Source organism: Rhodoblastus sphagnicola, from assembly GCF_002937075.1.
Classification (GTDB): domain Bacteria; phylum Pseudomonadota; class Alphaproteobacteria; order Rhizobiales; family Beijerinckiaceae; genus Rhodoblastus; species Rhodoblastus sphagnicola.
In genome coordinates this window covers 38,584-63,253 of sequence record NZ_NHSJ01000043.1, presented here as the reverse complement: position 1 = coordinate 63,253, position 24,670 = coordinate 38,584, and the positions used below count along the sequence as shown (strand labels likewise).

The 24,670-nt window shown below is 62.9% G+C and carries 20 protein-coding genes, 1 tRNA gene and 1 pseudogene; 11 read left to right on the top strand and 11 right to left on the bottom strand.

All coding sequences use genetic code 11. The annotated features are described in order from the left end of the window. Positions 1 to 3: 3 nt before the first annotated feature. The gene (locus tag CCR94_RS06790; protein ID WP_244593964.1) at positions 4 to 957 is read right to left on the bottom strand and encodes a glycosyltransferase family 2 protein; all 954 of its coding nucleotides are present in this window, start codon (positions 955 to 957) and stop codon (positions 4 to 6) included. A gap of 81 nt (positions 958 to 1,038) precedes the next feature. Here CCR94_RS06790 and CCR94_RS06785 point away from each other — a divergent pair, with 81 nt between their 5' ends. Further along, entirely contained in the window at positions 1,039 to 1,971 is a 933-nt protein-coding gene (locus CCR94_RS06785) for a glycosyltransferase family 2 protein (RefSeq protein ID WP_104507124.1), read from the top strand. A gap of 13 nt (positions 1,972 to 1,984) precedes the next feature. On the opposite strand, the gene CCR94_RS06780 is transcribed toward CCR94_RS06785, so the two are convergent. The 3 genes from CCR94_RS06780 to CCR94_RS24975 form a co-directional block, all read right to left on the bottom strand. Continuing rightward, positions 1,985 to 2,989, bottom strand: coding sequence for an NAD-dependent epimerase/dehydratase family protein (locus tag CCR94_RS06780; protein WP_244593968.1), 1,005 nt, complete (start codon positions 2,987 to 2,989; stop codon positions 1,985 to 1,987). Between the two features lie 37 nt (positions 2,990 to 3,026). Continuing rightward, entirely contained in the window at positions 3,027 to 5,264 is a 2,238-nt protein-coding gene (locus CCR94_RS06775; protein WP_104507123.1) for an exopolysaccharide transport family protein, read from the bottom strand. A gap of 532 nt (positions 5,265 to 5,796) precedes the next feature. Next, positions 5,797 to 6,027, bottom strand: a complete 231-nt coding sequence (locus CCR94_RS24975) for a hypothetical protein (protein WP_158254652.1) — start codon at positions 6,025 to 6,027, stop codon at positions 5,797 to 5,799. Here CCR94_RS24975 and CCR94_RS06770 point away from each other — a divergent pair. Then, the gene (locus CCR94_RS06770) at positions 6,007 to 6,639 is read left to right on the top strand and encodes a GNAT family N-acetyltransferase (protein WP_158254651.1); all 633 of its coding nucleotides are present in this window, start codon (positions 6,007 to 6,009) and stop codon (positions 6,637 to 6,639) included. The two genes, CCR94_RS24975 and CCR94_RS06770, sit on opposite strands and share 21 nt — an antisense overlap. A gap of 310 nt (positions 6,640 to 6,949) precedes the next feature. Here the strand turns inward: CCR94_RS06770 and infC are convergent, their stop codons facing one another. Further along, complete coding sequence (infC, locus tag CCR94_RS06765) at positions 6,950 to 7,477, bottom strand: translation initiation factor IF-3 (protein ID WP_104507121.1); 528 nt, start codon at positions 7,475 to 7,477, stop codon at positions 6,950 to 6,952. A 193-nt stretch (positions 7,478 to 7,670) separates the two neighbouring features. Further along, positions 7,671 to 8,834, bottom strand: a complete 1,164-nt coding sequence (locus CCR94_RS06760; RefSeq protein WP_104507120.1) for a glycosyltransferase family protein — start codon at positions 8,832 to 8,834, stop codon at positions 7,671 to 7,673. Positions 8,835 to 8,962: 128 nt separating this feature from the next. On the opposite strand from CCR94_RS06760, the gene CCR94_RS06755 reads away from it, so the two are divergent. The 8 genes from CCR94_RS06755 to CCR94_RS06720 all read left to right on the top strand — a co-directional run bounded on the left by CCR94_RS06755 (position 8,963) and on the right by CCR94_RS06720 (position 17,662). Continuing rightward, positions 8,963 to 9,721, top strand: coding sequence for an alpha/beta hydrolase (locus CCR94_RS06755; RefSeq protein WP_104507119.1), 759 nt, complete (start codon positions 8,963 to 8,965; stop codon positions 9,719 to 9,721). Between the two features lie 99 nt (positions 9,722 to 9,820). Then, positions 9,821 to 10,240, top strand: a complete 420-nt coding sequence (locus CCR94_RS06750) for a hypothetical protein (protein WP_104507118.1) — start codon at positions 9,821 to 9,823, stop codon at positions 10,238 to 10,240. A 69-nt stretch (positions 10,241 to 10,309) separates the two neighbouring features. Next, a tRNA-Leu gene (locus CCR94_RS06745) sits at positions 10,310 to 10,396 on the top strand. A 663-nt stretch (positions 10,397 to 11,059) separates the two neighbouring features. Beyond that, positions 11,060 to 12,226 (top strand): phosphoserine transaminase, encoded by a 1,167-nt coding sequence (locus tag CCR94_RS06740; RefSeq protein WP_104507117.1) that lies wholly within the window; start codon positions 11,060 to 11,062, stop codon positions 12,224 to 12,226. A gap of 92 nt (positions 12,227 to 12,318) precedes the next feature. Beyond that, entirely contained in the window at positions 12,319 to 13,905 is a 1,587-nt protein-coding gene (gene serA, locus CCR94_RS06735) for a phosphoglycerate dehydrogenase (protein ID WP_104507116.1), read from the top strand. Between the two features lie 125 nt (positions 13,906 to 14,030). Beyond that, positions 14,031 to 14,984 (top strand): acetyl-CoA carboxylase carboxyltransferase subunit alpha, encoded by a 954-nt coding sequence (locus CCR94_RS06730; RefSeq protein ID WP_104507115.1) that lies wholly within the window; start codon positions 14,031 to 14,033, stop codon positions 14,982 to 14,984. 159 nt (positions 14,985 to 15,143) lie between these two features. Then, the gene (locus CCR94_RS06725; protein ID WP_184421576.1) at positions 15,144 to 16,574 is read left to right on the top strand and encodes a L,D-transpeptidase family protein; all 1,431 of its coding nucleotides are present in this window, start codon (positions 15,144 to 15,146) and stop codon (positions 16,572 to 16,574) included. A gap of 5 nt (positions 16,575 to 16,579) precedes the next feature. Then, positions 16,580 to 17,662, top strand: a complete 1,083-nt coding sequence (locus CCR94_RS06720) for a glycosyltransferase family 4 protein (RefSeq protein WP_104507114.1) — start codon at positions 16,580 to 16,582, stop codon at positions 17,660 to 17,662. Positions 17,663 to 17,682: 20 nt separating this feature from the next. On the opposite strand, the gene CCR94_RS06715 is transcribed toward CCR94_RS06720, so the two are convergent. Together CCR94_RS06715 and galE are read right to left on the bottom strand one after the other, a co-directional pair. Beyond that, complete coding sequence (locus CCR94_RS06715; protein ID WP_104507113.1) at positions 17,683 to 18,057, bottom strand: integration host factor subunit alpha; 375 nt, start codon at positions 18,055 to 18,057, stop codon at positions 17,683 to 17,685. 503 nt (positions 18,058 to 18,560) lie between these two features. Next, positions 18,561 to 19,559 (bottom strand): UDP-glucose 4-epimerase GalE, encoded by a 999-nt coding sequence (gene galE / locus CCR94_RS06710; protein ID WP_104507112.1) that lies wholly within the window; start codon positions 19,557 to 19,559, stop codon positions 18,561 to 18,563. 225 nt (positions 19,560 to 19,784) lie between these two features. Between galE and CCR94_RS06705 the strand changes: the two genes are divergently transcribed. Beyond that, positions 19,785 to 20,669, top strand: coding sequence for a UTP--glucose-1-phosphate uridylyltransferase (locus CCR94_RS06705; RefSeq protein WP_104507111.1), 885 nt, complete (start codon positions 19,785 to 19,787; stop codon positions 20,667 to 20,669). 189 nt (positions 20,670 to 20,858) lie between these two features. Here the strand turns inward: CCR94_RS06705 and CCR94_RS06700 are convergent, their stop codons facing one another. From CCR94_RS06700 to CCR94_RS06690, 3 genes and pseudogenes are all read right to left on the bottom strand, one after another. Next, positions 20,859 to 22,571 carry an outer membrane beta-barrel protein gene (locus CCR94_RS06700; RefSeq protein WP_104507110.1) on the bottom strand — a complete coding sequence of 571 codons (1,713 nt, stop codon included), beginning with the start codon at positions 22,569 to 22,571 and terminating at the stop codon, positions 20,859 to 20,861. 46 nt (positions 22,572 to 22,617) lie between these two features. Next, positions 22,618 to 23,488, bottom strand: a pseudogene (locus tag CCR94_RS06695) (dienelactone hydrolase family protein). A 45-nt stretch (positions 23,489 to 23,533) separates the two neighbouring features. Beyond that, on the bottom strand, positions 23,534 to 24,628 hold the full coding sequence (locus CCR94_RS06690; RefSeq protein WP_104507109.1) for an alkene reductase: 1,095 nt from the start codon (positions 24,626 to 24,628) through the stop codon (positions 23,534 to 23,536). Positions 24,629 to 24,670: the final 42 nt, after the last annotated feature.

Here is a 24,670-nt window from a genome sequence, read left to right as displayed (position 1 = left end):
CGGTTATTTCTTGGGCTGATAGAGCGGATAGATTTCGCCAAAGGACAGTTTGCCAAGGACGCCGGCCCAGCGAAACAAATAGTCCGCGCGGCGGGCCTCGCCGGCGAAACAAGCTTTTGGCCCTCCCGCCAAAAGCAAGGCGCCCTGGACCAGCGCCTTCAGACGAATGAGCCAACGCGCCAGGCCGGGGCGGCTTGCGCTTCCGGCAATCGCAGCGGCGAAAACTTGCCCGCCGGCGAAGAAGCGGCGGCGCAGATAGCCTCGATCACAACGGCTCGCGGGGACAAATTCACTCACCACGACATCCGGCGCCCAGAATAAGCGCTTGCCCCGCCGCTGCAATCGACAAAAGAGATCGTAATCCTCGCCGCCCCCCTTGCCGTAAGCCGGATCGAATGGGGCGTCGGAATCCAAGGCGGCGCGGCGAAAGATCGAATTGTTGGTCGCCGGGTTGACGCTCGGCAATTTGCCGGAGCCGAATGCGAACAGTTCGTAACCGAACGGCTCCTGGAGCTCTCGACCGAACAGCGACCGTATCGCGGGCGTCGTCCTTTCGGGCGTTTCAAAAACCCCATGAACGCATCCGAGCCAAGCGTCGCCTTCCTTGTGCGAAAACAGTCGTGCGACGGCGTCCAGCCAGCCCGGGTGCAAGATCTGATCGTCATCGACAAAGGCGACGAACTCTTCCTGGCCGGCCTTCACGCCCGCGTTGCGCGCCACGGAGATATTGGCCGGGTGCGCTTCGAGCCAAGTCATCGGCCAGGGGCTGGTGGCCGCTTGTTCGGCGACGATCCCGCGCGCGTCGCCCTCGTCGCTGTTGTCAACGACGTAAACTTGAACGCGTTCGGCGCAAACCATGGATTGTTGCGCCGCAATGCTCTTCAACGTCGCCCGCAGCAGATCAGGCCGCTTGAACGTGCATACAATGATCGCCAGCGCGGGCTTCTGAGCGCACATTGAGTCATCCATCTGTTCGGCAGCCGAATTCTTAACCCTGGTCCCTTAAGAATTGTTGAGCTTGCCAACGCGCGGATTGACATGGACAGGATCAGCGTCGTCACGCCAACCTTGAACCGCCCGGCCCCCTTGCTGCGGGCGCTGCGAAGCTTGATGGCCCAGCAAAATCTGGCGGGGCTCGATCTGGAAATCATCGTCGTGGACAATTCGCCCGACGCCAACGCACGCGCGGCCGTCGCCGAATTGGCAAAAGCTTCCCCATTCGCCCTGCATTATCTCAGCGAACCTCGCCCCGGCGTGGCCAATGCGCGCAATGCGGGCGTTGCAGCCGCTCGGGGACGATGGGTCGCTTTCCTCGACGACGACGAGGAAGCCGCCCCCGATTGGCTTGCCCATTTGACCGGGATCGCGCGAAGCCGGAACGCCGACGCCGTGTTTGGACCGGTGACCGCGCGCGCCGAGGACGGCGCCAAAATCGGCGCCTTCGCGCCCTATTTCGAGCGCCGCATTTTACGCGCCGACGGAGCTGAAATCACCGATCTCGCGGCCTGCCTTGGCACCAACAATTCGCTGTTTCATCGCGAGTCCTGCTTTGCCGCCGGCCTCAATTTCGACCCCGCGCTGAACGAAAGCGGCGGCGAGGACTCACTGTTCTTGCAGCGTTTGGTCCTGGTCGGCAAACGATTCCATTTCGCTGAAAACGCCGGCGTCCTCGAATGGGCGCCGGCGCGCCGGCTCACCTGGGCCTATGTCAGGAAGCGGAAATTCCTCAGCGGTCAAATCAGGGTTTTCGTTCAAGACATGGCGCGGCCGGGCAATCGCTTGACGATCGCCCGCTGGATGGCGGTCGGCTTTGTTCAAACCGCGCTCTACGGCTTTGGCGCCCTGCTGATGCTCCCCTTCGGCGCGACCAGACGCGAAACCATGGCGGCGCGGGCGTTCGGCGGCCTTGGAAAAATCTTTTGGGGCCGACGTTTTCGGCTCAGGCTTTATGGGCGCGGCCTGGTGTCGTGATTGCGCGCCGCCCTCACAGCGGCTGGCCTTGACCCGTCGCCCGCAAATCTGATTTTTCCAGGCCCTCTCTCAACGAGAGGCGCGGATTGTAGCCGAGCAAGCGACGCGCCTTGTCGCCGGATATTTCGACATCCAGGCCAAACAAAGCCAGTTCGCCCGGCAAGGGCGCGAGCGCGAGGCCGAGGGGCGCCGACACCCCCAGGCGCCCGGAGGCTTTCGCCGGCAAAGCCAACATTTGGCGCGCGACCAGTTCCACAGGCGACCAGCGCCGCAACGGCTCCTGGTCCAGCGCCCGGGCCAAGGCCTGAAAATAGTCATTCCAGCGCGGGCATTCCGGCCCGACGCAATTCAGCGGTTCGAACGCCGCCAAGGACGCGCGCTCGGCGCCCACAAGGCGTTCGACGGCGGCCAGACATTGTTCGGCGAGGTCGTCGATATGAATCAGCGCGGCGCGGCCTTCGCCCTGTCGGCCAAACACGCCCCAGCCTCCGCTCAGGATGCGGCGCGCCATCTTGTCGATCCAAAGCTTGCTGCCGGCCCCATAGACAATCCCCGGCCGAAGCGCGATCACCCGGCGCTCCGGACTCTCGGCCGCCCAATGTCGAAACAGCGCCTCGCACGTCCGTTTCGCGCGGGCATAGCCGCCAAGAGGCGGCGCGGGTTCATCGTCCTCGACGATAACCCCGGTGCGACCGCCATAAATGGCGATGGAGGAAAAAGCCAACAGGTTGACGACCCCGTTCGCCGCCATCGCCGCCGCGAGATTTTCGCCCTGTCGAACCATGGCGCCTTCGTCGCCATAGGCCGCGTGAACAACGAGGTCCACGTCCTCCAGAGCGGCCGCGACCTGGGCGGGAACATCAAGATCGCATGGCGCCCATTCCGCTCCGGCGGCGAGATCGTCCGGGCGACGGCGCGTCCCCGCCCGCACAAAATAGCCGCCGCGCGCCAACGCTCTGGCGACATGCGAGCCGATGAAACCGCCGGCTCCGGTCACCAACACAGTCTGGCGTCGCATGGTCACGTGCGGGGTCTCCGATGCGGCTCGCGCGCCCTCAGGCGGCCTCATTGACCTCGACAAGGATGGAACTGACGTAGCCGGCGAATTTTTCTGGCGGGATGGACAAGTCACGAAGCAAACGCGCGAGACGCGCGCCATCGCAACCATCGCGCGGCGCGACAAAGACAACCTTGCTCGCGGCGGGCAAGAGCATCCGGAGATCCGACGCCTTGGTCGCATCCGGACCATCGAGCACCACGAAATCGAAGTTGCCGTTGATGCCGTCGATGCGCTGATATTCGTTTTCGTCCGCGATGTCGCGACAGAGGCGATCCTCGTTGTCGAGCGAGGGAATAAGATTGAGACTTTGGCCGTAAGGCTGCAAGCGAAACAGCGGACGCCAACGATTGGCCAGTTTGATCAGCGTCTTCGGCGCATCGGCCCCGATGGTCAATCCAAGGGTCGGGTGCTCCTTGTGCGCGTCGATCAACAGGACTCTTCTGCCTTGCGCGGCCGCCGCGCGGGCGATATTCGCCGCGAACGTCGAAGCGCCACATTGCGGCGACGCGCCGGTAATCAGCACCGCCTCGGGACATGACTTCGCGCCAGAGCAGAACACTTTCTCATAAATACGCGCGACTTCAAGACCATAGGGCGACGTAGGTCGGCGCCAGACCTCGGTTTGCGCTTCCGCGACATTCAGCCAACGAAGGCCCTGGCGCGGTGCGATCATCGGGAGCGAACCGATCAGCGGCGCTTCGTCATGAGATTTCACGTCCGCTCTTGCGACTTGCAACGCGTCTTCCTGCGAGTCTTGCAACGAGTTTTGGGCTATGACGCCGACATCGGAACCCACCGAAGGCGACGTCGCATCGCCCTCAAAAATCGTCCGGACAGCGAGACTGGCGATGGCGAGCGCGAGACCGATCAGTCCGCCAAACACGCTCCACAAGGCCGCCGCGAAAACTTTTCCGTCGAGGTTTGGCGCGCGCGCCGGAGAAACCACGCGGAATCCGCCGCCCTCGACACGCCCGCCCTCGCTGAGGCGCTGCTTCAGTTCGAGTTCGGTCAGCGCCCGACGCTTGGCCTCCACCGTGTCTTCCAACTGCCGCAGGGAGGGATCGACCTGTTTGAGCTTGGCCATCTCGTCGGCGGCCAACGTCAGGCGAGCCCTGGCCGCCGCCACTTGAGTCCGCGCCTCCGCGATCTGAGACCGCACGGTGCGGCGCAGGCCTTCCAGGCTCAAGTTGATGCGCTGATTATAGTCCCGCAAACGTGTCCGCGCCGCGATCAGGGCCGGGTGGTGATCTCCAAGCGTGCTGTCCAATTGCTCCACCTCGGCCGCGGTCGCGGCCCGACCGACGATCAAGACCTGGAGTTGTCGAGATTCAGGGTCGGCGCCGAAGGCCGCGACGGCGGCGATATCATTTGGAGCCGCCTCAAGCTGTTTCAGCCGCGCGCGGCCCTGAATCTCGGCCTTTTCGGCGGTGGCGAGCGAATCGGTCGCATCGGCGACCGTGCGTTCGACGATCAGCCTGTCATTCAAGCCGACGAGATTGTTCTCGTTCTTGTACGCCTGGAGCTTGCCCTGAGCTTCGCTCAACACCTTCCGCAGGTCGTCGACGCGGTTGCCGAGTTCCATCGCGGTTCGGCGCGCGAGCGCGACCCGATCGGTCGCGTTGACCTCGCCATAGGCTTTGACGATTGCATTCGCCACGACGGCCGCGTTTTCCGGATCGGGATCCGCCACGGCGACGTTGACAAGGAACGATCGCTCGGCGCGCGCGACCGTCAGCGCCCTTTGCAATTTCAGCAGAGCGCGATTTTCGATGAGTTCCCGCGCGCGGCGGGCTGTCGCGTCCTCCTGCGCAGGCTGGTCGGCGGCCGGCGTCGCGCCAAGGCCCTGGTCGCGGATCACCCGCAGGAGCACGCGCTCCGAGGTGATGACGCCCATCTGGCTCTCGACATAGTTGATCCCGGCATTGGCTTCCAACGTCGCGTTCTGCGATTCACCGATCGTCTGGGGGTAGCGCGATTCAATTTGCGGATCGATGAGGATCTGCGTCGTCGCCTTGTATTTCGCCGGCAGCAGAAACTTGATTCCTCCAGCAAACGCCGCGCAAACAACAGACGCCAGGAGGATCGCGGCAAGGTTTTCACGAATTTTCGTTACGAGCAATTGCGCGGCGCTTCGCCACGGATTGTCCGTGAATGGACTCGGTTCGCGCGCCAGATCGTGATGTTCGTTTGACCGAACGCGCGGGTCCCGGACGAAATCCTGCGAAATCGACATTGCAATCCTAGTCACGACTCGTCCGTTGTGGCGTTGCGTCAACCATGGGGCGCCATGGGAATTCACGCATGACGCGCCGATCGCAGGTTCGATGATTAAGGTTAATACTTGTTTGATTTCCGGTAAAATCACTGCGTTATCAATGTATGCCCTTCGATTACGTAAACGATCCACATGTCAATAAATTGGTATCAACTCTTCGCGATAATACAGGCAGCCGAACGTAAATACGACTCTGGCCCATGGATACAGGGGATATGTTTTGCTACACATCGAGACGATCACCGACCTTTCACGTCTGGAGGACTTGCGGAATGAATGGACGGCGCTCGACGCGACCCTGGACCTTCGCTTGCCCTTTACATCACCCCATTGGGTTCTGAACTGGTGGCGCTTTTTTCGGCGCAGGCATTTGGCGGCAAGGGATGAGTTGAACTGTTATGCTGTCCGGGATCACGACGGTTCGCTCATTGCCGTCGCGCCCATGTTCATTACCCATCGTCCCGGTTTCGGCCCGTTGCGGCTGCGGGAACTACAGTTTTTCGGCGCCGACGCCTATGTGACCGAGTGGCGCGGCGTTCTCTGTCATCCCCGCCGACGGCGAGAAGTCATTGCGGCGCTCGCGGCCAAGATCCATGAAGAACGACCCGCCGATTTCGTTCAGTGGCGCGGACTTCCAGACGAACTGGATCGAAACGCCTTTCCAAACGCCCTGCCTGGAGGATTTGAAGTCGGCGATCAAATGACGACCAAGGTCTTCCATCTCGATTTGCCCACGAGTTGGGACGGCTTTCGTCAAGCCTTGCCGCGCAACATCAAGGAATCCCTGCGCAAGTGTTACAATTCATTGGCGCGCGACAATCACCGGATTCGCTTGAACGTCGTCAGTTCGGCGCAGGAAACGGACGAAGCCCTGGACAAATTCTTCCAGCTTCATTCCCGGCGGGCGGACGCATCAGGCGTGATTGACCATCCCAACGTGTTTGCAACGCCTCATGCGCGGGACTTCCTGCGCGCCGTGTGTCACGATTTCGCGCACGACAATCGGCTGCGAATCTTTCAGCTTGTCATTGGCGAGCAAGTGGTCGCCACGCGAATCGGCTTCCTGATGGACGACCAGATCTTCATGTATTTTTCCGGCTACGATCTCGATTGGGCGCGTTACAGCGTCATGACGACGACCGTAGCCGAAGCGATCAAATGGTCGATCGGCGCCGGGCTGCGCGTCTTCAATCTTTCCACCGGCGAGGATGTTTCCAAGACGCGCTGGCGCCCCGAGCGGACGGAGTTTTTTGGCGGCTACACCCTTTACGGACTCGGTTTGGGGCGGCTCGCCATCTCGGCGATCCACGCCGTCCGTTCACGCACCGCGTGAAATCGGCCATTTCATCCGCTCGAACTTCAATCATGACGACGCCGGCTCCGCGAGCATCAAGATCCGATCCCCCTCTTTCTGAAGGAGGAAGCGTCGAAGGAATTCGACGAGGTCCCATCGCGAATAACAGACGATTCCCGCGTCATTGATTCAAAAGTTTTCGGATCGTCGGGTGACGCCGGCATATGGGTCGAAATGGGATAGCCGCAGTTGCATCTGCTCCATCCCTTCCTCCCACGCGAATCCTCAAGCGGGAAGAAGGGAGAAAAGTCGCGCCTAGGGCAAATCTAATTGAGCGCAGCGCCAAAACTTATTTTGGCGCGAGCACCATGATCATCTGGCGGCCGTCGAGCGAGGGCTCCAGCTCGATCTTGGCGATGCCGAGCGTTTCGGCCTTGACGCGCTCCAACACTTTGAAGCCGAGATCCTGGTGAGCCATTTCGCGACCGCGGAAGCGCAGCACGAACTTGACCTTGTCGCCTTCCTCGAAGAAGCGTTTTACCGCCTTCATCTTGGTCTCGTAATCGTGGTCGTCAATGCCGGGACGCAGCTTGATTTCCTTGATTTCGACGACTTTCTGTTTCTTGCGGGCCTCGGCGGCCTTTTTCTGCTCGTTGAAACGATATTTGCCGTAATCGAGGATTTTGCAAACGGGAGGACTGGCGTTGGGGACGATCTCGACAAGATCGAGGCCTTCCTCCTCGGCGAGTTGCAGAGCCGCGAGCGTTTCGAGGACGCCGCGATTCAGGCCCTCCGAATCGATCAGTTGGACTTCGCGAACTCGAATTTCCCGGTTGGTGCGGGGTCCCTCCTTCTGCGGAACCGGGGGGGCTTTCATGGGACGGCGAATGGCGTGTTCTCCTCGGAAATGAACGGGTCAGTCCTGACTGGGTCGGATCGACCTACGGCAAAAGCCCCCGCGACCGAAACCACGAGGACCGAACCGGAGGCTTACATTGTGGCGATTTCGTCCAAAGTCAACGCGTTTTGCGAAACGCCCAAAAGATTTTGACCTGGATCATGCTCAAGCGTCACGTCGCGCGGAAGTGACGCGCGTATGTCGCGAGCGTCAGCGCGCTCATGCGCTCGGAGGAAAATGCGCGCGCGTGTTCGCTCGCGCGCAGCGCCATGCGTTCGCGCGCCGTCGCGCCGAGTCGCAGCGCCTCCTCCGCCGCACGGGCGAAGCCGGATGGCGAGTCCGGGGGGATGATCCAGCCGGTTCGCCTGCTGAGGTCAACCTGCGGCGTCGCCAGCACGGCTTCGACGCTCTGATCCACCGCGCTTTGCAGCACAGCTGTCGGCGCGCCGAGCGCTTGCGCCTCGACACCCAGTCGCGTTTCAGCGGCCGGCGCGGCCACCAGGGCGCTCGCGACGCAGGCGACCGCGCGCTCGCCGCCCGCCACACGCAAAACGTGGCGGTCGAGACCCAATTGCCGGGTCTCCGCTTCGAATGAACCGGATGTCAGGTCGGCGCCATCGGAATCGCGCCAGACGAAGCGAACCTCCTGCGCTTCATTTTCGAAAAAATTCTTCCGCGCCAGTTGCGCCGCCGCGACCAGGAAAAATTTTCGACGGTCGTCAGGCAGATCGAGCGCCACCACCAGGCGTTCGTGCGGGCGAACGCCCCAGCTCTCGCGCAATTTCCCGACGCGGGCGGGATCGATGTCTTGAGCCGAACAGTCGCGCAGATCGACGCCCTTCAAGCCGCGGACAAAGCGACCGGCGAGATGGGGCCAGACGGCCTCGGCTTGGCCGAGCGCCTCCTGGCTGAAGAAAATGGTCGTGTCCGCAACGAGCGCGGCCGGGCCAAAATCCTCCGCGACCAGAGGTATCCGCAATTTGCGCGCCGCGTGCAGCGCGACCGCGAAACCAGCGTCGCCGCGCAGGTGAATCAATTCGACGCCTTCACTCTCGGCCAGAGCCGCCAGCCGGCTGCGATTGAAAGTCGCCGTGAGCGGATTGCGGGCCGTGAGGTCGAACGGCAGGAAAACGCCGCCGCGCGCCTGCAACTCGCTGACCAGCGGGCCTTCTCCGCCCGCGACCAGCGCCCGCGCGCCCGCCTCGTCCAGCGCGGCCGCGGCTTCGATGCAGGCGAAAGCGTCCGGTCCGGGGTCGAGCGCGGGAATCAACTGCAGGATGGTGCGTCCAGACAGAAGCTGATGGTTGGCGATTTCCTCTTCGCCCCATGGCGTCATGAAGCCTCCCCGGCTAGACAAACGAATCATGCGCGGCAAGTCTAGCCGCCGCCAGGACGGAATGACAAATGACCCAAATCCCGTTGTCCGAAGTCCCATTGTCGCACGTCCCATCAACCAAAGTCTGGATGTCGCCGCAATTCTTCCTCCCCGGCCCCGGACAGCCGCGCCTGGCCTATCTTTCGCGGGCCGGGCTGAAGGGTCCGGGCCTGTTCTGGCTCGGGGGCTACCGCTCGGACATGCGCGGCGCCAAAGCGACATTTCTCGACGCTTTCGCGGCGGAACAGAACCGGCCCTGCCTGCGCTTCGATTATTCCGGCCACGGCGAGTCCGAAGGCGAATTCATTGACGGAACCATAGGCCAGTGGGCCGAGCAGGCCTGTCATGTCTTTCGCGCTCTGACCGCGGGGCCTCAGATCGTGATCGGCTCTTCCATGGGAGGCTGGATCGCGCTGCTGCTGGCGCGCGCGCTGGCGCGGCTGGGCGAGACGGAGCGGCTCGCGGGCATGGTTCTGGTCGCCCCGGCGCCCGACTTTTCCGAAGAACTGATCTGGCCCAATCTTCCAGAGCCGGTGCGGAAGGCCCTTGCGCGCGACGGCGTCTGGCGGGACCAACAGAACGTCTTTACCAGCGCGTTTTTCGAAGATGGCCGTCGCAACGCGGTCCTGGGCGGCGAAGTGCGCGCCTGGTGTCCCGTCCATATCCTTCAGGGCATGAGGGACGACGCCGTGCCGTGGCGCCATGCGCTAAAACTGCTGGAACATCTCGCCGCCGATCCCGCGACCCTGACTCTTATTCGCGACGGCGACCATCGCCTGTCCCGCCCGCAGGATCTGGCCTTGCTGCGCGGGGCGTTGACGCAAATAGAAAATAACGAGGCCGAATAAAGGTTTCATTAAGCTTAAAGTGCTGTCCTTATTCGAGGCGGTGACGCGGCTCCGCGCCATCGCCGAGCGTGCGATCACGGTGGCGCAGCGAGGAACGGCATGGTCAGCCAAGGCCAGTCACAACAACCGGTGCTCGAATGGAGCCTGCCCATCGTGCACGATTGTCTGCGGGAATTCTACTTCCAGCATTTCCCGCTGCGCTCGGCCGGATTCAGGCTGCTCACGGGGCTTCATTTTTCGCTATGGACGTCTTTGGTGCTCGGCGACTTTGATGCGGCCCGCGCGGACGACGCGGCGCTCGCTCAGAAGGCCGATGGCCTGAAGTTGGACTTCGACATCTGCGGCGCCGCGAATCGTTACGTCGCCGCCGAATTGCTCAATCTCTCGCTGCGCCGCTTCCGCCGCATGCCAGAGGAGGCGAAAACGAACAATCAGGCGCTCCTCGACATCCTCGTGCATTTGAACCGGAGCGCCTCCCCTTCCGCGCCGGTGACGCAAGCCTACCGACGCGCGGCGTGAATTTTTCTTGAAAAGAGCGTGACGTGTGCTGTTGACAGGCGCCGCACGCCCCCATACAAGACGCGCCGGGCCCAGGTGGCGGAATTGGTAGACGCACCAGCTTCAGGTGCTGGCGCTCGCAAGGGCGTGGAGGTTCGAGTCCTCTCCTGGGCACCACTTTACAATCTCACGTTCTCCGAGATTGTATTCAACAGTCTAAAAAATATAAGGAAAGGCCCGGCATAGCGTCCGGGCCTTTCCTTATTTGTCCTAAGGGGCGCGCTTGCAGCCGGGTATTTTGCGAATATCGCGACTGATGCCCGGAAAGGGATACCCGCATGGCCCTGACGGACGTTCAAGCCCGCAACGCCAAGCGCAACGCAAAGCCCTACAAGCTGTCGGACGGCGGCTGGCCGCTCCTCCTGGCGCCAACATTCTCGAAAGCGCATATGCTTCAGAATGTTGAGCGCCGCAATTCTCTTCGGATCTGTTTGTCCAGAGAAGCGTCAGGGTTCCCAAGACTCGTACTTCGTCCAGCGCATCTGCTCCGATGCGACCGACGATTCCGGATTTCGGCGCGTCGCCTAAATCGCCAATCCGGCTGTCTCACTTTCGTCGACGCGTTGCGGTGAAAATGCGAACCCTTTCTTGGGCGAATTATCTTTTTACGAATGGTGCATTCGGTCCGGCGGCCACACGGACCGGACCCCATCCGATCCATCGACGATTCCTCGCATTCGCCCGGCCTGCGGCCATTCGTCTCGCTTGACCCATTGTTGAGGGAAGCGTACTCGCAGCGGCGGGCCACCCCGCCCCAACGCGAGGCGCCCATCTGTGAGGATGGATATGCAAAAACCAGCCGCTCTGCCGAAAAATCCCAATTTCTCATCCGGTCCCTGCGCCAAGCGCCCGGGTTGGTCGTTTGAGGCGCTCAAGGACGCGCCGCTCGGCCGTTCGCATCGCGCCAAGGTCGGCAAGGCGAAGCTGAAGCTCGCCATCGACCTCACCCGCGAGGTCTTGCAGGTTCCCGCCGACTATCGCATAGGCATCGTGCCCGCCTCCGACACCGGCGCCGTGGAAATGGCCATGTGGTCGCTGCTCGGCCCGCGCCCCGTCGACGCCCTGGCCTGGGAAAGCTTTGGCGAGGGCTGGGTCACCGACATCGCCAAGCAACTGAAGCTCAAGGACACGCGCGTCCTCAAGGCGGGCTACGGCGAAATCTCGGATTTGGCCTCGGTGAATTTCGATCATGACGTGATCTTCACCTGGAACGGCACCACGTCCGGCGTGCGCGTCCCCAACGGCGACTGGATCGCCGCCGACCGCAAGGGCCTGACCATCGCCGATTCGACCTCCGCCGCCTTCGCGCAGCGTCTCGACTGGCAAAAACTCGACGTCGTCACCTTCTCCTGGCAGAAGGCGCTCGGCGGCGAAGGCGGCCATGGCGTGCTGATCCTGTCGCCCCGCGCGGTCGAGCGGCTGGAATCCTACACGCCCGCCTGGCCGATGCCGAAAATCTTCCGCATGACCAAGGGCGGCAAGCTGATCGAGGGCATTTTCCAGGGCGAAACCATCAACACGCCCTCCATGCTCTGCGTCGAGGACTATATCGATGCGCTGAACTGGGCCAAGGGTCTGGGCGGTCTCGACGGGCTGGTCGCGCGCGCCGACGCCAACACCAAGGTTTTGGCCGACTGGGTCGCCAAGAGCGCGTGGGCGGCCTTCCTCGCCAAAGACGCGGCGATCCGCTCCAACACCTCCGTGTGCCTGAAAGTGATCGATCCCGCGGTGACCGCGCTCTCGCTGGAGCAGCAGGCGGCCTTCGCGAAAAAGCTCGCCTCTTTGGTCGAGAAGGAAAAGGCCGGCTACGACATCGGCGCCTATCGCGACGCCCCTCCTGGCCTGCGCATCTGGTGCGGCGCGACCATCGAGGCGGCGGACGTCGCCCTGCTCACGCAATGGCTCGACTGGGCCTTTGCGACCGCCAAGGCCGAACTGTCGGCATAAGGGCGCTCCTTCCCATGACTTTCCAGCCCCGCTTTGGATGACGCCCGGAGCGGGGTTTTTTCTCACGCATTCACGACAATGAGGACTGTTCGATGGCCCCTCGCGTTTTGATTTCCGACGCCCTTTCCCCGGCTGCGCTCGCCATCTTCAAGGAGCGCGGCGTCGAGGTCGACTTCCAGCCGGCGCTCGGCAAGGACAAGGATAAACTCGCCGCGATCATCGGCGATTACGATGGTCTGGCGATTCGCTCGGCCACCAAGGTCACGCCAAAAATTCTTGAAAACGCCAAGAATTTGAAAGTGATCGGTCGCGCCGGCATTGGCGTTGACAATATCGACATTCCGGCCGCCACGGCGCGCGGCATCATCGTCATGAACACGCCTTTCGGCAATTCGATCACCACAGCCGAGCACGCGATTTCCCTGATGCTGGCGCTCGCCCGCGAAATTCCCGCCGCCGACGCTTCGACGCAAGCCGGCAAGTGGGAGAAGAACCGTTTCATGGGCGTCGAGATCACAGGAAAAGTTTTGGGCGTGATCGGCTGCGGCAATATCGGCGCGATCGTCGCCAACCGCGCGCTCGGACTGAAAATGCGTGTGATCGCCTTCGATCCCTTCCTGTCGGCGGAGCGGGCCAAGAACATTGGGGTGGAAAAAGTGGAGCTGGCCGATTTGCTGGCGCGCGCCGATTTCATCACCCTGCACACGCCCATGACGGCGCAGACGAAAAACATCCTTTCGGCCGAAAACCTCGCCAAGACAAAGAAAGGCGTGCGGATCATCAATTGCGCGCGCGGCGGTCTGGTCGATGAGGCGGCGCTGCGCGCTGCGCTGGACAGCGGCCATGTCGCCGGCGCGGCCTTCGACGTGTTCGTGGAGGAGCCGGCGAAGAGCAATGTCCTGTTCGGTCACCCGCACATGATCTGCACGCCGCATCTTGGCGCCTCCACCAATGAGGCGCAGGAAAACGTCGCCTTGCAGGTCGCGGAACAGATGGCGGATTATCTGACGCGCGGGGCCATCACCAACGCGATCAACTTCCCCAACATTACCGCCGAAGAGGCGCCCAAGCTCAAGCCGTTCATCACGCTGGCGGAAAAGCTTGGCTCCTTTGCCGGGCAGATGACCGATGCGGGCGTCAAGAAACTGACCATCACCTATGAGGGTCATGTCGGCGAGTTGAAGACCAAGGCGCTCACCGCTGCGGCGCTGGCCGGATTTCTGCGTCCGATGCTCTCGGATGTGAATGTCGTTTCGGCCCCTGCGGTCGCCCGCGAGCGCGGCATGGTGATCGACGAAACCGTGCGCGCCGCCGAAGGCGATTACGATTCGCTGCTGAGCATCTCGGTGGAAAGCGAGGGCGGCGCCTTTTCGCTCTCCGGGGCTGTTTTCAACGACGGCAAGCCGCGCATCGTCGCCATCGGCGGGATCCGCGCCGAGGCTGAATTCGCCCCGTCGATGATTTTCGTGTCCAACGCGGACAAGCCGGGCTTCATTGGCCGCTTCGCCAGTCTGCTGGGCGAGGCCGGCGTCAACATCGCCACTTTCGCTCTCGGCCGCGACGCCGAAGGCGGTTCCGCGATCGCCCTCGTCGCGGTGGACGGCGACGTGCCCGACAAGGTGTTCGCCGGCATTTCGGCGCTGCCCGGCGTCAAGCAGACGCGCGCGCTGAAATTCTAAGCTCGTCCGGGCATTTCGCCCGAGCGCCGCTCACTTGACTTCCCGCGCGGAAATCGACAGTTTCCGCGCGCTTTCTGGCGCGGCGCAGAGTCCGCGTCGCGCCTCCCGCAGGGCTAAAGGCAACAATGGCTTCCTATCTCGATTTTGAAAAACCCGTCGCCGAACTCGAAGCGCGAGTCGAAGACCTGCGCGCCTTGTCCGAGAAGAAGGACTCGCCCAATATCGGCGAAGAACTCGCCAAGCTAGAGGCCAAGGCGGCCAAAGCGCTCGCCGAGCTCTACGCCGGCCTGACGCCCTGGCAGAAGACGCAAGTGGCGCGCCATCCGCAGCGCCCGCATTGCGTCGATTACATCGCCGGCCTGATCGAGGATTTCACCCCGCTCGCCGGCGACCGCAAATTCGCCGAGGACGAAGCCATTCTCTGCGGCCTCGGGCGGTTTCGCGGTCAGTCGGTCGCAGTGATCGGCCAGGAGAAGGGTTTCGACACCAGCTCGCGCCTCAAGCACAATTTCGGCATGGTCAAGCCCGAGGGCTACCGCAAGGCCGTGCGCGTCATGGAATTGGCCGATCGGTTCGGCTTGCCCGTCGTGTCCTTCGTTGACACCGCCGGCGCCTTTCCCGGCATCGAGGCGGAAGAACGCGGCCAGGCCGAGGCCATCGCCCGCGCCACCGAAGCCGCGCTGGTGCAGGGCACGCCCAATGTGGCGACGGTGATCGGCGAAGGCGGCTCCGGCGGCGCGCTGGGCATTGCCGCCTGCAATGTCGTGCTGATGCTTGAGCATTCGATCTATACGGTCGCTTCGCCTGAAGCCTCGGCCTCGATCCTGTGGCGCGATTCCAGCCGCGCGCAGGACGCCGCGACCAGCATGAAGATCACGGCGCAGGATCTGCAAAAATTCGGCATCATCGACGGCATTGTCACCGAGCCCGTCGGCGGCGCGCACCGCGATCCCGAGGCGATCATCCGGTCCGTCGGCGACGCCGTGGCCAGCGCGCTCGCGCGTTTCGCCGAGCTTACGCCCGACGCCGTGCGCGCCGCGCGCCAGGAGAAGTTTTTGGCGATGGGCCGCAAGGTCTGATTCCCGCCGCAAAAACATGTTTGCTAGGGCCTGTCTGGCTTAAGGACTCCTTCACCACGGCGGCGAATTCCGTTCCGGCGTGGTAAGGATGGTGTAAGCTTAATGGCGATAAACCTTCTGGCGCGGGGGCGCTCGTGCGTCGCGCGCGGGGATTGGGACATGAGCGGTCAAGGATTTTTTCGTCTTCCGGGCTGGCCGGCCGTTTCGCATGGGACGGCGGTTTTGCTGGGCATGGGCGTGTTGAGCGCGCTTTCGGGCTGCAACACCGTAGGCGGCAACGATCGGGCCATGCAGGCGCTCTCCAGCGAAACAGTGGCCTTGCTGGCGGCAAAAGGCGTTACCGCCGATTCGCCCATGCTGATTCGCGCCTACAAGAAGGAATCCGAGTTCGAAGTCTGGAAGATGCGCCCGGACGGCAGCTATGTGCTGCTCAAGACCTTTCCGATTTGCCGCTGGTCGGGCCAACTCGGCCCGAAGCGCCAGGAAGGCGACCGGCAGTCGCCGGAGGGATTCTATTCGATCACCCCGGCGCAGATGAACCCGAATTCCGCCTATTATCTGTCATTCAACGTTGGCTATCCCAACGCTTACGATCGCGCCCATGGCGCCACCGGCAGCTCGGTGATGGTCCATGGCGTTTGTTCGTCAGCGGGCTGCTTTTCCATGACCGACAGGCAGATCGCCGAAATCTACGCGCTGGCGCGCGAAAGTTTCTCTGGCGGCCAACGCGCCATTCAGATGCAGGCGCTGCCATTCCATCTGACCGCGACCAATCTCGCCAAATTCCGGCTCGACCCGAACATGCCGTTCTGGAAGGAGCTGAAGAAGGGCGCGGATCATTTCGAGGCCACGCATCATGAGGTGAGCGTCGGCGTTTGTGGCGCGCGTTACGTGTTCGGCGTGAAGTCCGCCAACGGCCAGCCGCTCGATCCCGAAGCGCCCTGCCCGACCCTGGCGGCGACTGAGCCGGAGGTCGAATCACTCGTGGCCCAGCGCGAACGGGCTGACGAAGCGCAAGTCGCTGCTCTGGTGAAACAGGGCGAGCGCCCCGTGCGACTCGTCTACAAGGACGGCGCGCAGCATCCGGTCTTCGCCAACATTACTGAACATGAGGTCAGCCGTCCCGAGGACTTGACCCCGCCGGTTGAACTGGCGCTTGACGGCGGCGCAGGCGGCAAGGCGCGCGCCGCGCCCATCTCGGTCGCAAAGAAATTGGCGCAGGACCAGTCCCGCGCTCAGGAGCAGGCGCGCGCCGAACCCGACGCCCGCGCGCCGGCGCAAGAGCCGGTGGTCGCGGTGACGCAGGATTCCCTGAGCGCTTCGAAGGATAAACTTGCATCCATGTTGTCGCTAGGCGGCGCTGAAACAGCGACTGCTGGCCAGAGCGTGAAGGCGCAAGCTGTTCCCGAACCCGCAGCCGCGCCCGCTCGTTCCACGTTAGCCGCGGCGACCGCCAAGCTTGCGGCGGCGCCCAAGCCCATCTCAGCCAAACCTCCTCACGCGGTTAAGCCGCCTGAAACCGTCGCCAAGCCCCAGCCCGAGCCGAGGAAGAAATTGGCCCGAGCCGAGGCCCACGCCGAGACACGCTGAGCCGCATGGAGCCGGACGAGCAAGATCTGCGACGGCTGCTGGCGGTCACGCCCAACCTGCACTGGCGCTATTCCGGCGTGACCTCCACCATTCTGGCCCTGGCGCCCCATGTCGCGCGTCTCGGCCCGATCGCTTGCGTTGGCGCGCATCTGCCGCCGGAAACCCCGCAAATTTCCTTCCGCCAGATTTTTTCGCGGGGTTGGTCCCATCCGCCGCGCGGAAAACATCGCATCTGGCATGCGCGCCGCAATGACGAGATGATCGTCGGCCTGCTGCTGAAACATGTCTTGCGGCAACGGTGGAAGATCGTCTTCACCTGGGCCGGCCAACGCCGCCAGAGCCGCTTCACGCGCTGGATGCTGCGCCGCATCGATGGGGTGATCTCGACCTCGGAAGGGTCGGCCTCCTACCTGGAAGTCCCCTGCGTCATCATCAATCATGGCGTCGATGTCCGGCGGTTTCAGCCGCTCGCCAACCGCGCCGCCGAATGGAAGGACGCCGGCCTGCCCGGCGGCTTCGGCATTGGCGCCTTTGGCCGCATTCGCGCGCAAAAAGGCACGGATGTTCTGATCGAGGCCGCTCTGCGCCTGCTGCCGCGATATCCGGGCGCGACCCTGTTGCTGACCGGGCTGATCACGCCCGAAAACGAGACTTTCGTCGCCGGACTGAAGGAGAAGATTGCGGCAGCCGGACTGGAGAGCCGTATTCTGTTCCTTGGCGAACAGCCTCGCGAAAAAATGCCGTACTGGTTCGCGCTCGTATCGCTTTATGTCGCGCCGATGCGGTGGGAGGGTTTTGGCCTGACGCCGCTTGAGGCCATGGCCAGTGGGACCGCCGTGGTCGCCACCCGCACCGGCGCGGCGGCCCGGCTGGTGGCGGATGGCGAAACCGGCTTTCTGATTCCTCCCGGCGATGTCGAGGCGTTGGCGGCGGCGATGGAACCCTTGCTCGCCGACCCCGCAAGAGCCGCGCAAATGGGCGCGAGCGGACGGGCAAAGGCGCTGGCCAAGCATGACATCGCGCGGGAGGCCGCGAAGATCGTCGCTTTCTATGAGCAAGTCCTTGGCGTCAGCCTGTCCGGCTGCTGACCCTCATATCGGCGCGGAAATCATTCCACGACCGGATCTTCGCCGTTGATCCTGGCGATCAGCGTGGGCGAGGCCTTGAACGTAAGCACCCGGCGAGCGGTGATCTTGGCCTCGACGCCCGTTCGCGGGTTACGACCGACGCGTTCGCGCTTGGAGCGCACGGTAAAGGCGCCGAACGCGCGCAGCTTGACGGGATCGTCCCGCACCAAGGCGTCGACGATTTCGTCGAGCGTCATCTCGAAAATTTCGCGGGCTTGCGCGCGCGACAGCGTCGGGCAGGCGTTATAGACGGCGTCAAGCAATTCGACGCGAGTCACTGTCCGGCTTTCCTCGGCCGGCGCTGGAAACGCGGTCTTCGGCGACGCGGCGAATTTCTTGGAATTATATTGATCCATTGTTCCCTCCGGCCAGGACGGCGGCGGCGTCCGTTCCGGTTAATCATTGCAAAGCGCCTAACAAATCCGACCGTTATTCCGCCTGACCGCCATGCGGAAGTGGCTATGGTCACGTGCGTTAAATGACCTAAGACAATGACGTGAAATAATTGAATCGCTTCTGCGCTTGGGATTCCTTGAAGCCAAGGATCAATTTGTCACGGCAGCCTATGTGGACGGCCTCGTTGGCAACGCACTTTTCCGCTTTGAACGATCTGGTCGGCTGCGGTCATACGTCCGGCCTGTTGATACGGCGCATTTAACCGCCTCGGGCACGCCCGACAGTCCCCCGGGTGCTTTGGCTGATTTTCGATCAGGCCGCCGCAGCCACTGGACTACGATAATCCTGGCCCTTCGTCAGCATGACCCTGATCGGACGGGCGCTCTTGTTGGCGAGCGCGGCGGTGATCGGCCCCACGCCCGGCTGTGTTCTTCGTTCTGCCGGCCTGCGGAATTATGAAGCCTCAGCGCTTCGCTTGGCCTTGCTCCGCCAGCAGCTTCTTCTCCCAGGCCAGAGCCTGACGCACGATCTCTTCGAGATCGTCGTGAACCGGCGTCCAGCCCAGCGCCGCCTTGGCGCGGGCATTGTCAGCGACAATCGCGGCGGGATCGCCGGGCCTGCGCCCGGAAATCTTCACCGGGAAATCGACGCCCGAAACCTTCTTCACTGTCTCGATCACTTCCTTGACCGAATAGCCGCGCTTGTAGCCGCAGTTGCAGGTGAGGTTCTCCCCGCCCCCGCGCAAATGCTTGAGCGCGTCCATGTGGGCGCGCGCGAGATCGGTCACCTGAATATAGTCGCGCAGGCAAGTTCCGTCGGGCGTCGGATAATCCGTGCCGAACATTTCCATGCCTTTGCGCGTGCCGAGCGCGGCCTGCACGGCCACCTTGATGAGATGGGTGGCGTTCGGAAAAGACTGGCCGGCGCGCCCTTTGGGATCGGCGCCAGCGACGTTGAAATAGCGCAGCACGACATATTTCAAATCATGGGCCGCCGCCGTGTCGGCGAGCATCCATTCCACCATCAGCTTGGACCGGCCATAGGGCGAGACCGGTTTCAGCGTTTCATCCTCGGTCACGGGATTCTGCTCGGGATCGCCATAGACGGCCGCGGTCGAGGAAAAAATGAAATGTTTGACGCCGCATGAGACCGCGCAGGCCAGAAGGCTTCGGGCGGAGGCGGTATTGTTGAGATAATAGCCCAGCGGATCGACCACGGATTCCGGCACGACGATCTTGGCGGCGAAATGGATGATGGCGTCGACGCCCCGGCTGGTCAGCAGGTCTTCCACCAGCGCGGCGTCCCCGAATTCGCCGACCACCAGTTCGGCGTCGGGATGCACCGCCTGGCGGCGGCCGGTGGAGAGATTGTCGAGCACGACGACCTTTTCGCCGGCTTCCAGCAGTTCCAGCACCATGTGCGAACCAATATAGCCGGCGCCGCCGGTGACGAGAACGGTCATAGGGCAAAATCCTGGGACAAGGCGACCATGGCCGCGAAACGTCACGCTCTTAGCTGGAACCGGCGCTGAACGGAAGTGAGGATAGGACTAAAGCTTAAGACGAACCGCCCCCCCATTTCCTTAGCTTGGCCCTATTTGAAATGCTAAGAGCTTGGCCGCAATTCAGGCTCTCGATGCGGAGAGCGGCTTGCCCAAGGTAAAATCATCACTGAAGACGGACGATCCATGAAGAAGATTCGCAAAGCCGTTTTTCCCGTCGCCGGTCTCGGCACCCGCGTTCTGCCCGCGACCAAGACCGTCCCGAAAGAGATGTTGACCGTGGTCGACCGTCCGGTGCTGCAACATTGCGTCGAAGAGGCCCGCGAGGCTGGCATCGAGCATTTCATTTTCGTCACCGGCCGCAACAAGGCGGTGATCGAGGATCATTTCGATATCGCCTACGAGCTTGAAGACATGCTGCAACGGCGCAACAAGCTCAAGGAGCTTGAAGGCCTCAGGGCGGATCTCCCGGCGGCGGGCGCCACCAGCTTTACGCGACAGCAGGCGCCGCTCGGCCTCGGCCATGCGGTGTGGTGCGCGCGCGACATTGTCGGCGACGAGCCTTTCGCCGTGATTCTGCCCGACATGATCACCCTGCCCGGCGCCGGCGGCAAACGCTGCCTGCAACAATGCGTCGAGACCTATAACGCCCATGGCGGCAATGTCATCGCCGTCGAAACTGTGCCCGATGACCAGACCCATCAATATGGCGTCGTCGCCAAGGGTCAGGCGTTCGGCCAAGCGTTCGAGATCACCGGCATGGTGGAGAAGCCGCCGAAGGGGACGGCGCCCTCCAACTTCATCATTTCCGGCCGTTATATTCTGGAGCCCGAAATTTTCGACCTGCTCGGCAAGGGTGAGAGGGGCGCCGGCGGCGAGATCCAGCTCACCGATTCCATGATCGAACTGGCGAAGGCGCAAAAGTTCTTTGGCCACCATTTCGACGGCAAGACCTATGACACCGGCTCCAAGGTGGGATTCCTGGCCGCCAACGTCGCCTTCGCGCTGGCGCGACCCGACATCGAGCCGGAGTTCCGCGCCGTACTGAAGAAGATTGTCGGCATGCTTTAACGCGTGATCCGTTGATCCTGGAGGCGGACGACCTCGACCGAGGCCGCCTCCATTTTCTCCACTTCCGCGCAGGCCCCGGCGCAATCGCCTTGGGCGAAAAAATCCTCAGCGCGCTTTCCGTGAACGCGCGCCGTTGCGAAATGAAGTTGGCGCCCGTCAATCCGGTCGCTTGAAGCTTGCCTCGGACTGTCAGCGCTGCAACCGCAGTCCCACCATGACGACATTGGCGGTGTAGTCGGTCCCGGCCTGATTCGACAGCATGCGCTGATGCGTGAACGAGCCCTTCAGCACGATCGAGCGGCTCAGGTGGTATTCCGCCTGCAAACCCGTCTGGTAGAGCGTCTGGTCGATATTGACGGCCTGATAGCGCGAATCCTGAATACTGCCCGTCGCGGTCAAGGTGAGGCTGCGCAACAGCGCATGCGAGACTTCGAGACTGCCGACACGCGTGACCGCGCCCGGAGAACCCGCGAGCGTGGTCTCGTCCAGCGAGGTCGCCCCGCGCAACGTGACTTTGGTCAGCGGCGTCACCGCCCAGACCAACGACGAATCGAACAGCGCGCCGCGCAATTGCGAAAGGCGGGAATCCTGATATTTCCGCTCGCCGTAGCCAGCGTCTATGTCGCCCGTCAGCAGTCGCGTGAGCTCGAATGTCGTGCCCGCCCGCGCCAGCACCCCATCGGAATCGCGCATGTATCCGGAACTGCCGATCAACGAATCGTGGCTGCGCGTATCGACCGTCGCCTCGACGAACGGCTTTACGCCAGGCGTCAATTCGTAGGCGGCGCGCCCGGTCAGGCCATAATCGTTATAGGAATCGCGTGACAGGGGCTGTATCGAGCCATCGGCGAAACGGGCGTCCTGCCAATAATCGCGCTCGACTGAGCCGCGTAAGGTCAGTTCAAGGCGGTTGAATGTTTTGGTGACGCCGAGGCCTCCGCCGAACACGACGATAATCGGGCGCGTCGATAGCGCGGTTGACTGACCGTTATTGTTGAGGTTCGGCGAACTCGACGTTTGCGTGGTCAGGCTGAACTTGCCATCAACGTTGATCTTGAGATCGCGCGCGACGTCGATCCGGGCCAGGAACTTGCCTTGGCCATCGGGCGCGTCGGCCTGATGCGCGTTGAAATAATCATTGTAACCGAGGCGCAAGTCGCCGGTGAATGCGTGGTTCGACCAATCGGAGTCCGCCGACATCCCCAGTTCCTCGCGCGCGAAGACCGAACCGCGAATGGACCGTCCGGCGGCGAGGTTGGGATTGTCGCTGAACCCGATGTCGCTCTCGACATAAGGTTTGACGCGCAACAAGCCGGCGTCGATCCCAACCGGGGCGAAAGGCTCGTCCTCGATCTTGGGACGGGGCTTGACCGGCAGCGGCGCCAAACCCGCCGTCGTCGGCGCGGGCGCGATGTAATCCGGATCGCTCGGCAGCGCGGCGCGATCCTGCTTCCGGACGCGCCGGGCCTCGGCCGAGGTCGGATAGGGCGCAAGCGGTTGCAAGGCCGGGTAAGGCAACTTTTTCGGCGGCTTCCGGCCAGGCTTTTTGATCACCGGCTTGCCGTAATTCGCGGCGGCGCTGGGGATGCGCAACTCCACGGCGTCTGGGGAAAAACGGCCGCCGAGGTCGTCGCCGGGCAAATCTGGTTGTCCTTCCGGCTTCGTTTCCTGAAAACTGTTGTCGAGTTGGACGGCGCCCTTCACTGAGGCGGGAGCGGTCGGATCCACGCGCGAACCGACGGGCGGCGGCAGGGGGGCGGCTTCTTGCGCAAACGCTGTCGCCGCCATGCAGAGCGGCGCGGCGGCGAGCAGCGCAGCGAAAGCAGGTCGATGAACGCGGCGCGAAAAACCGAACAAGTGAACCTCGCAAGAGCGGCGCGCGATCACGCCCAGACGGCTCAAGCGTTAGGCTTTTATGGTTAAAAAAAAGATACTTTAGCTGCTCCGCTTACGTCAGCACGCCGAACCGGTGAAACCAATCGGCCATGCGCCGCCAGGCGTCCTCAGCCGCTTCCTTTCGATAGCTCGGCCGGTAATCGGCGTGGAAGCCGTGGGGCGCGCCGGGATAGACATGGAGTTCCGCGGTCTTGCCCGCCGCCGCGAGCCGCGCCCTCATCGCCTCGACTTGCGCGACTTCAATGCTCTGGTCGGCTTCGCCATAAAGTCCGAGCACCGGCGCCTTCATCTCGCCCGCGAGATCGAGCGGGCTGTTCGGCCAGAGCGATTTCCGCGCCTCCGGATCGACCAACGAGCCATAGAAGGCGACGCCGGCCTTTGGCGCGTTCGAGGCGGCGCAATATTCCCAGACCGCGCGACCGCCCCGACAGAAACCCAGGATACCCAGACGATCGACATCGCCGCCCTGCTGTTTCGCCCAGGCGACGGCCGCATCGAGATCGGACAGCAGTTCCGCGTCGGGCTTGGCGTTGACGATCGGCATCAATTGAGAAATCTCGGCGACCTCGGTCAGGTCGACTCCGGAACGGAAATAATAGTCGGGCGCAACCGCGAAAGCCCCAAGCTTGCCGAGCCGCCGGACGACGTCGCGGATATATTCGTGCAGGCCGAACACCTCCATCGCCACCAGAACAACGGGTGGACGCTCGACGCCCTTTGGGCGCGCGAAATACAGCGGCATTTCGCCGCCTTCGACGACGATCTTCCCTGATCCGACGTCGAGACCGTCGGAATCCCGTGTGAAGGGCCTCGGCGGAAACGGGGCCGGTCGCCAGAGCGTAACCAGTGGCGCCCGCCGCCACGAAGTCGCGGCGCGACAGGGAAGGAAAGCGGACAGCGGCGCCGTCTGGTGTTTTGCTCATTGGCGGCCTCCTGTCCGCGTCAATGCGCGCGTCACCCTCACGGTTTCATCCCGCATAAGCAGGATAATCGGTATAGCCGTGGAAATCGCCGCCATAGAGCGTTGCGAAATCAATCTCGGCCAGCGGCGCGCCGCGACGCAGTCGCTCCACGAGGTCCGGATTGGAAATGAACGGACGTCCGAACGCCACCAAATCGGCCGCGCCCGTCTCGACGGCGGCGAGAGCCATTTCGCGATCATAGCCATTGTTGGCGATATAGGCGCCGCCAAAAACCTTGCGCAGCGCCGCGAAATTGAATGGCGCGATGTCGCGGGGGCCGCCCGTCGCGCCCTCTACGACATGGATGTAGGCGAGGCGCCGTTTGGCGACCTGTTCGACCAGATAGCCGAACAGGGCTTGCGGATCGCTGTCGGCGACATCATTGGCCGGGCTGACCGGAGAGAAGCGAATGCCAATCTTTTCCGGCGGCAGCGCCGCGAGCATGGCGTCGACGACTTCGAGGGTCAGCCTTGCGCGGTTCTCGATCGAGCCGCCGTATTCGTCCGTGCGCTTGTTGCTGGAGTCGCGCTGGAACTGGTCGAGCAGATAGCCGTTTGCGGCGTGAATTTCGACACCGTCGAAACCGGCCTGGGAGGCGTTCTTCGCCGCCTTGACATAATCCGCGACAATGCCGGGCAATTCCTCCGCGCCGAGCGCGCGCGGTTCGGAAACCTCTACAAAGCCATTGCTCAAGAATGTCTTGGTGTTGGCGCGGATCGCCGAGGGCGCCACCGGCGCGCCGCCATTCGGCTGGAGCGAGACATGCGACACCCGGCCGACGTGCCAGAGCTGAATGAAGATGCGACCGCCGGCCTCATGCACGGCGTCTGTCACCACGCGCCAACCCGCGACCTGTTGCTCGTTCGCGATCCACGGCGTGTTGATATATCCTTGGCCCTGCTGGGAGATGGGCGAAGCCTCGGTGATGATGAGTCCCGCGCCGGCCCGTTGGCGATAATACTCGGCCATCAAAGCATTGGGCGCGTTATCGCCGGGCCTCGCCCGGTTTCGAGTCAAGGGCGCCATGACGATGCGGTTTTTCAGCGTCAACGGGCCGAGTTGGCAGGGCTGGAACAATTTGGAGCTACTGGCGACGGTCACGGCTCAATTCCTGGTTGGACGAGAACTTGACCATGACCTATG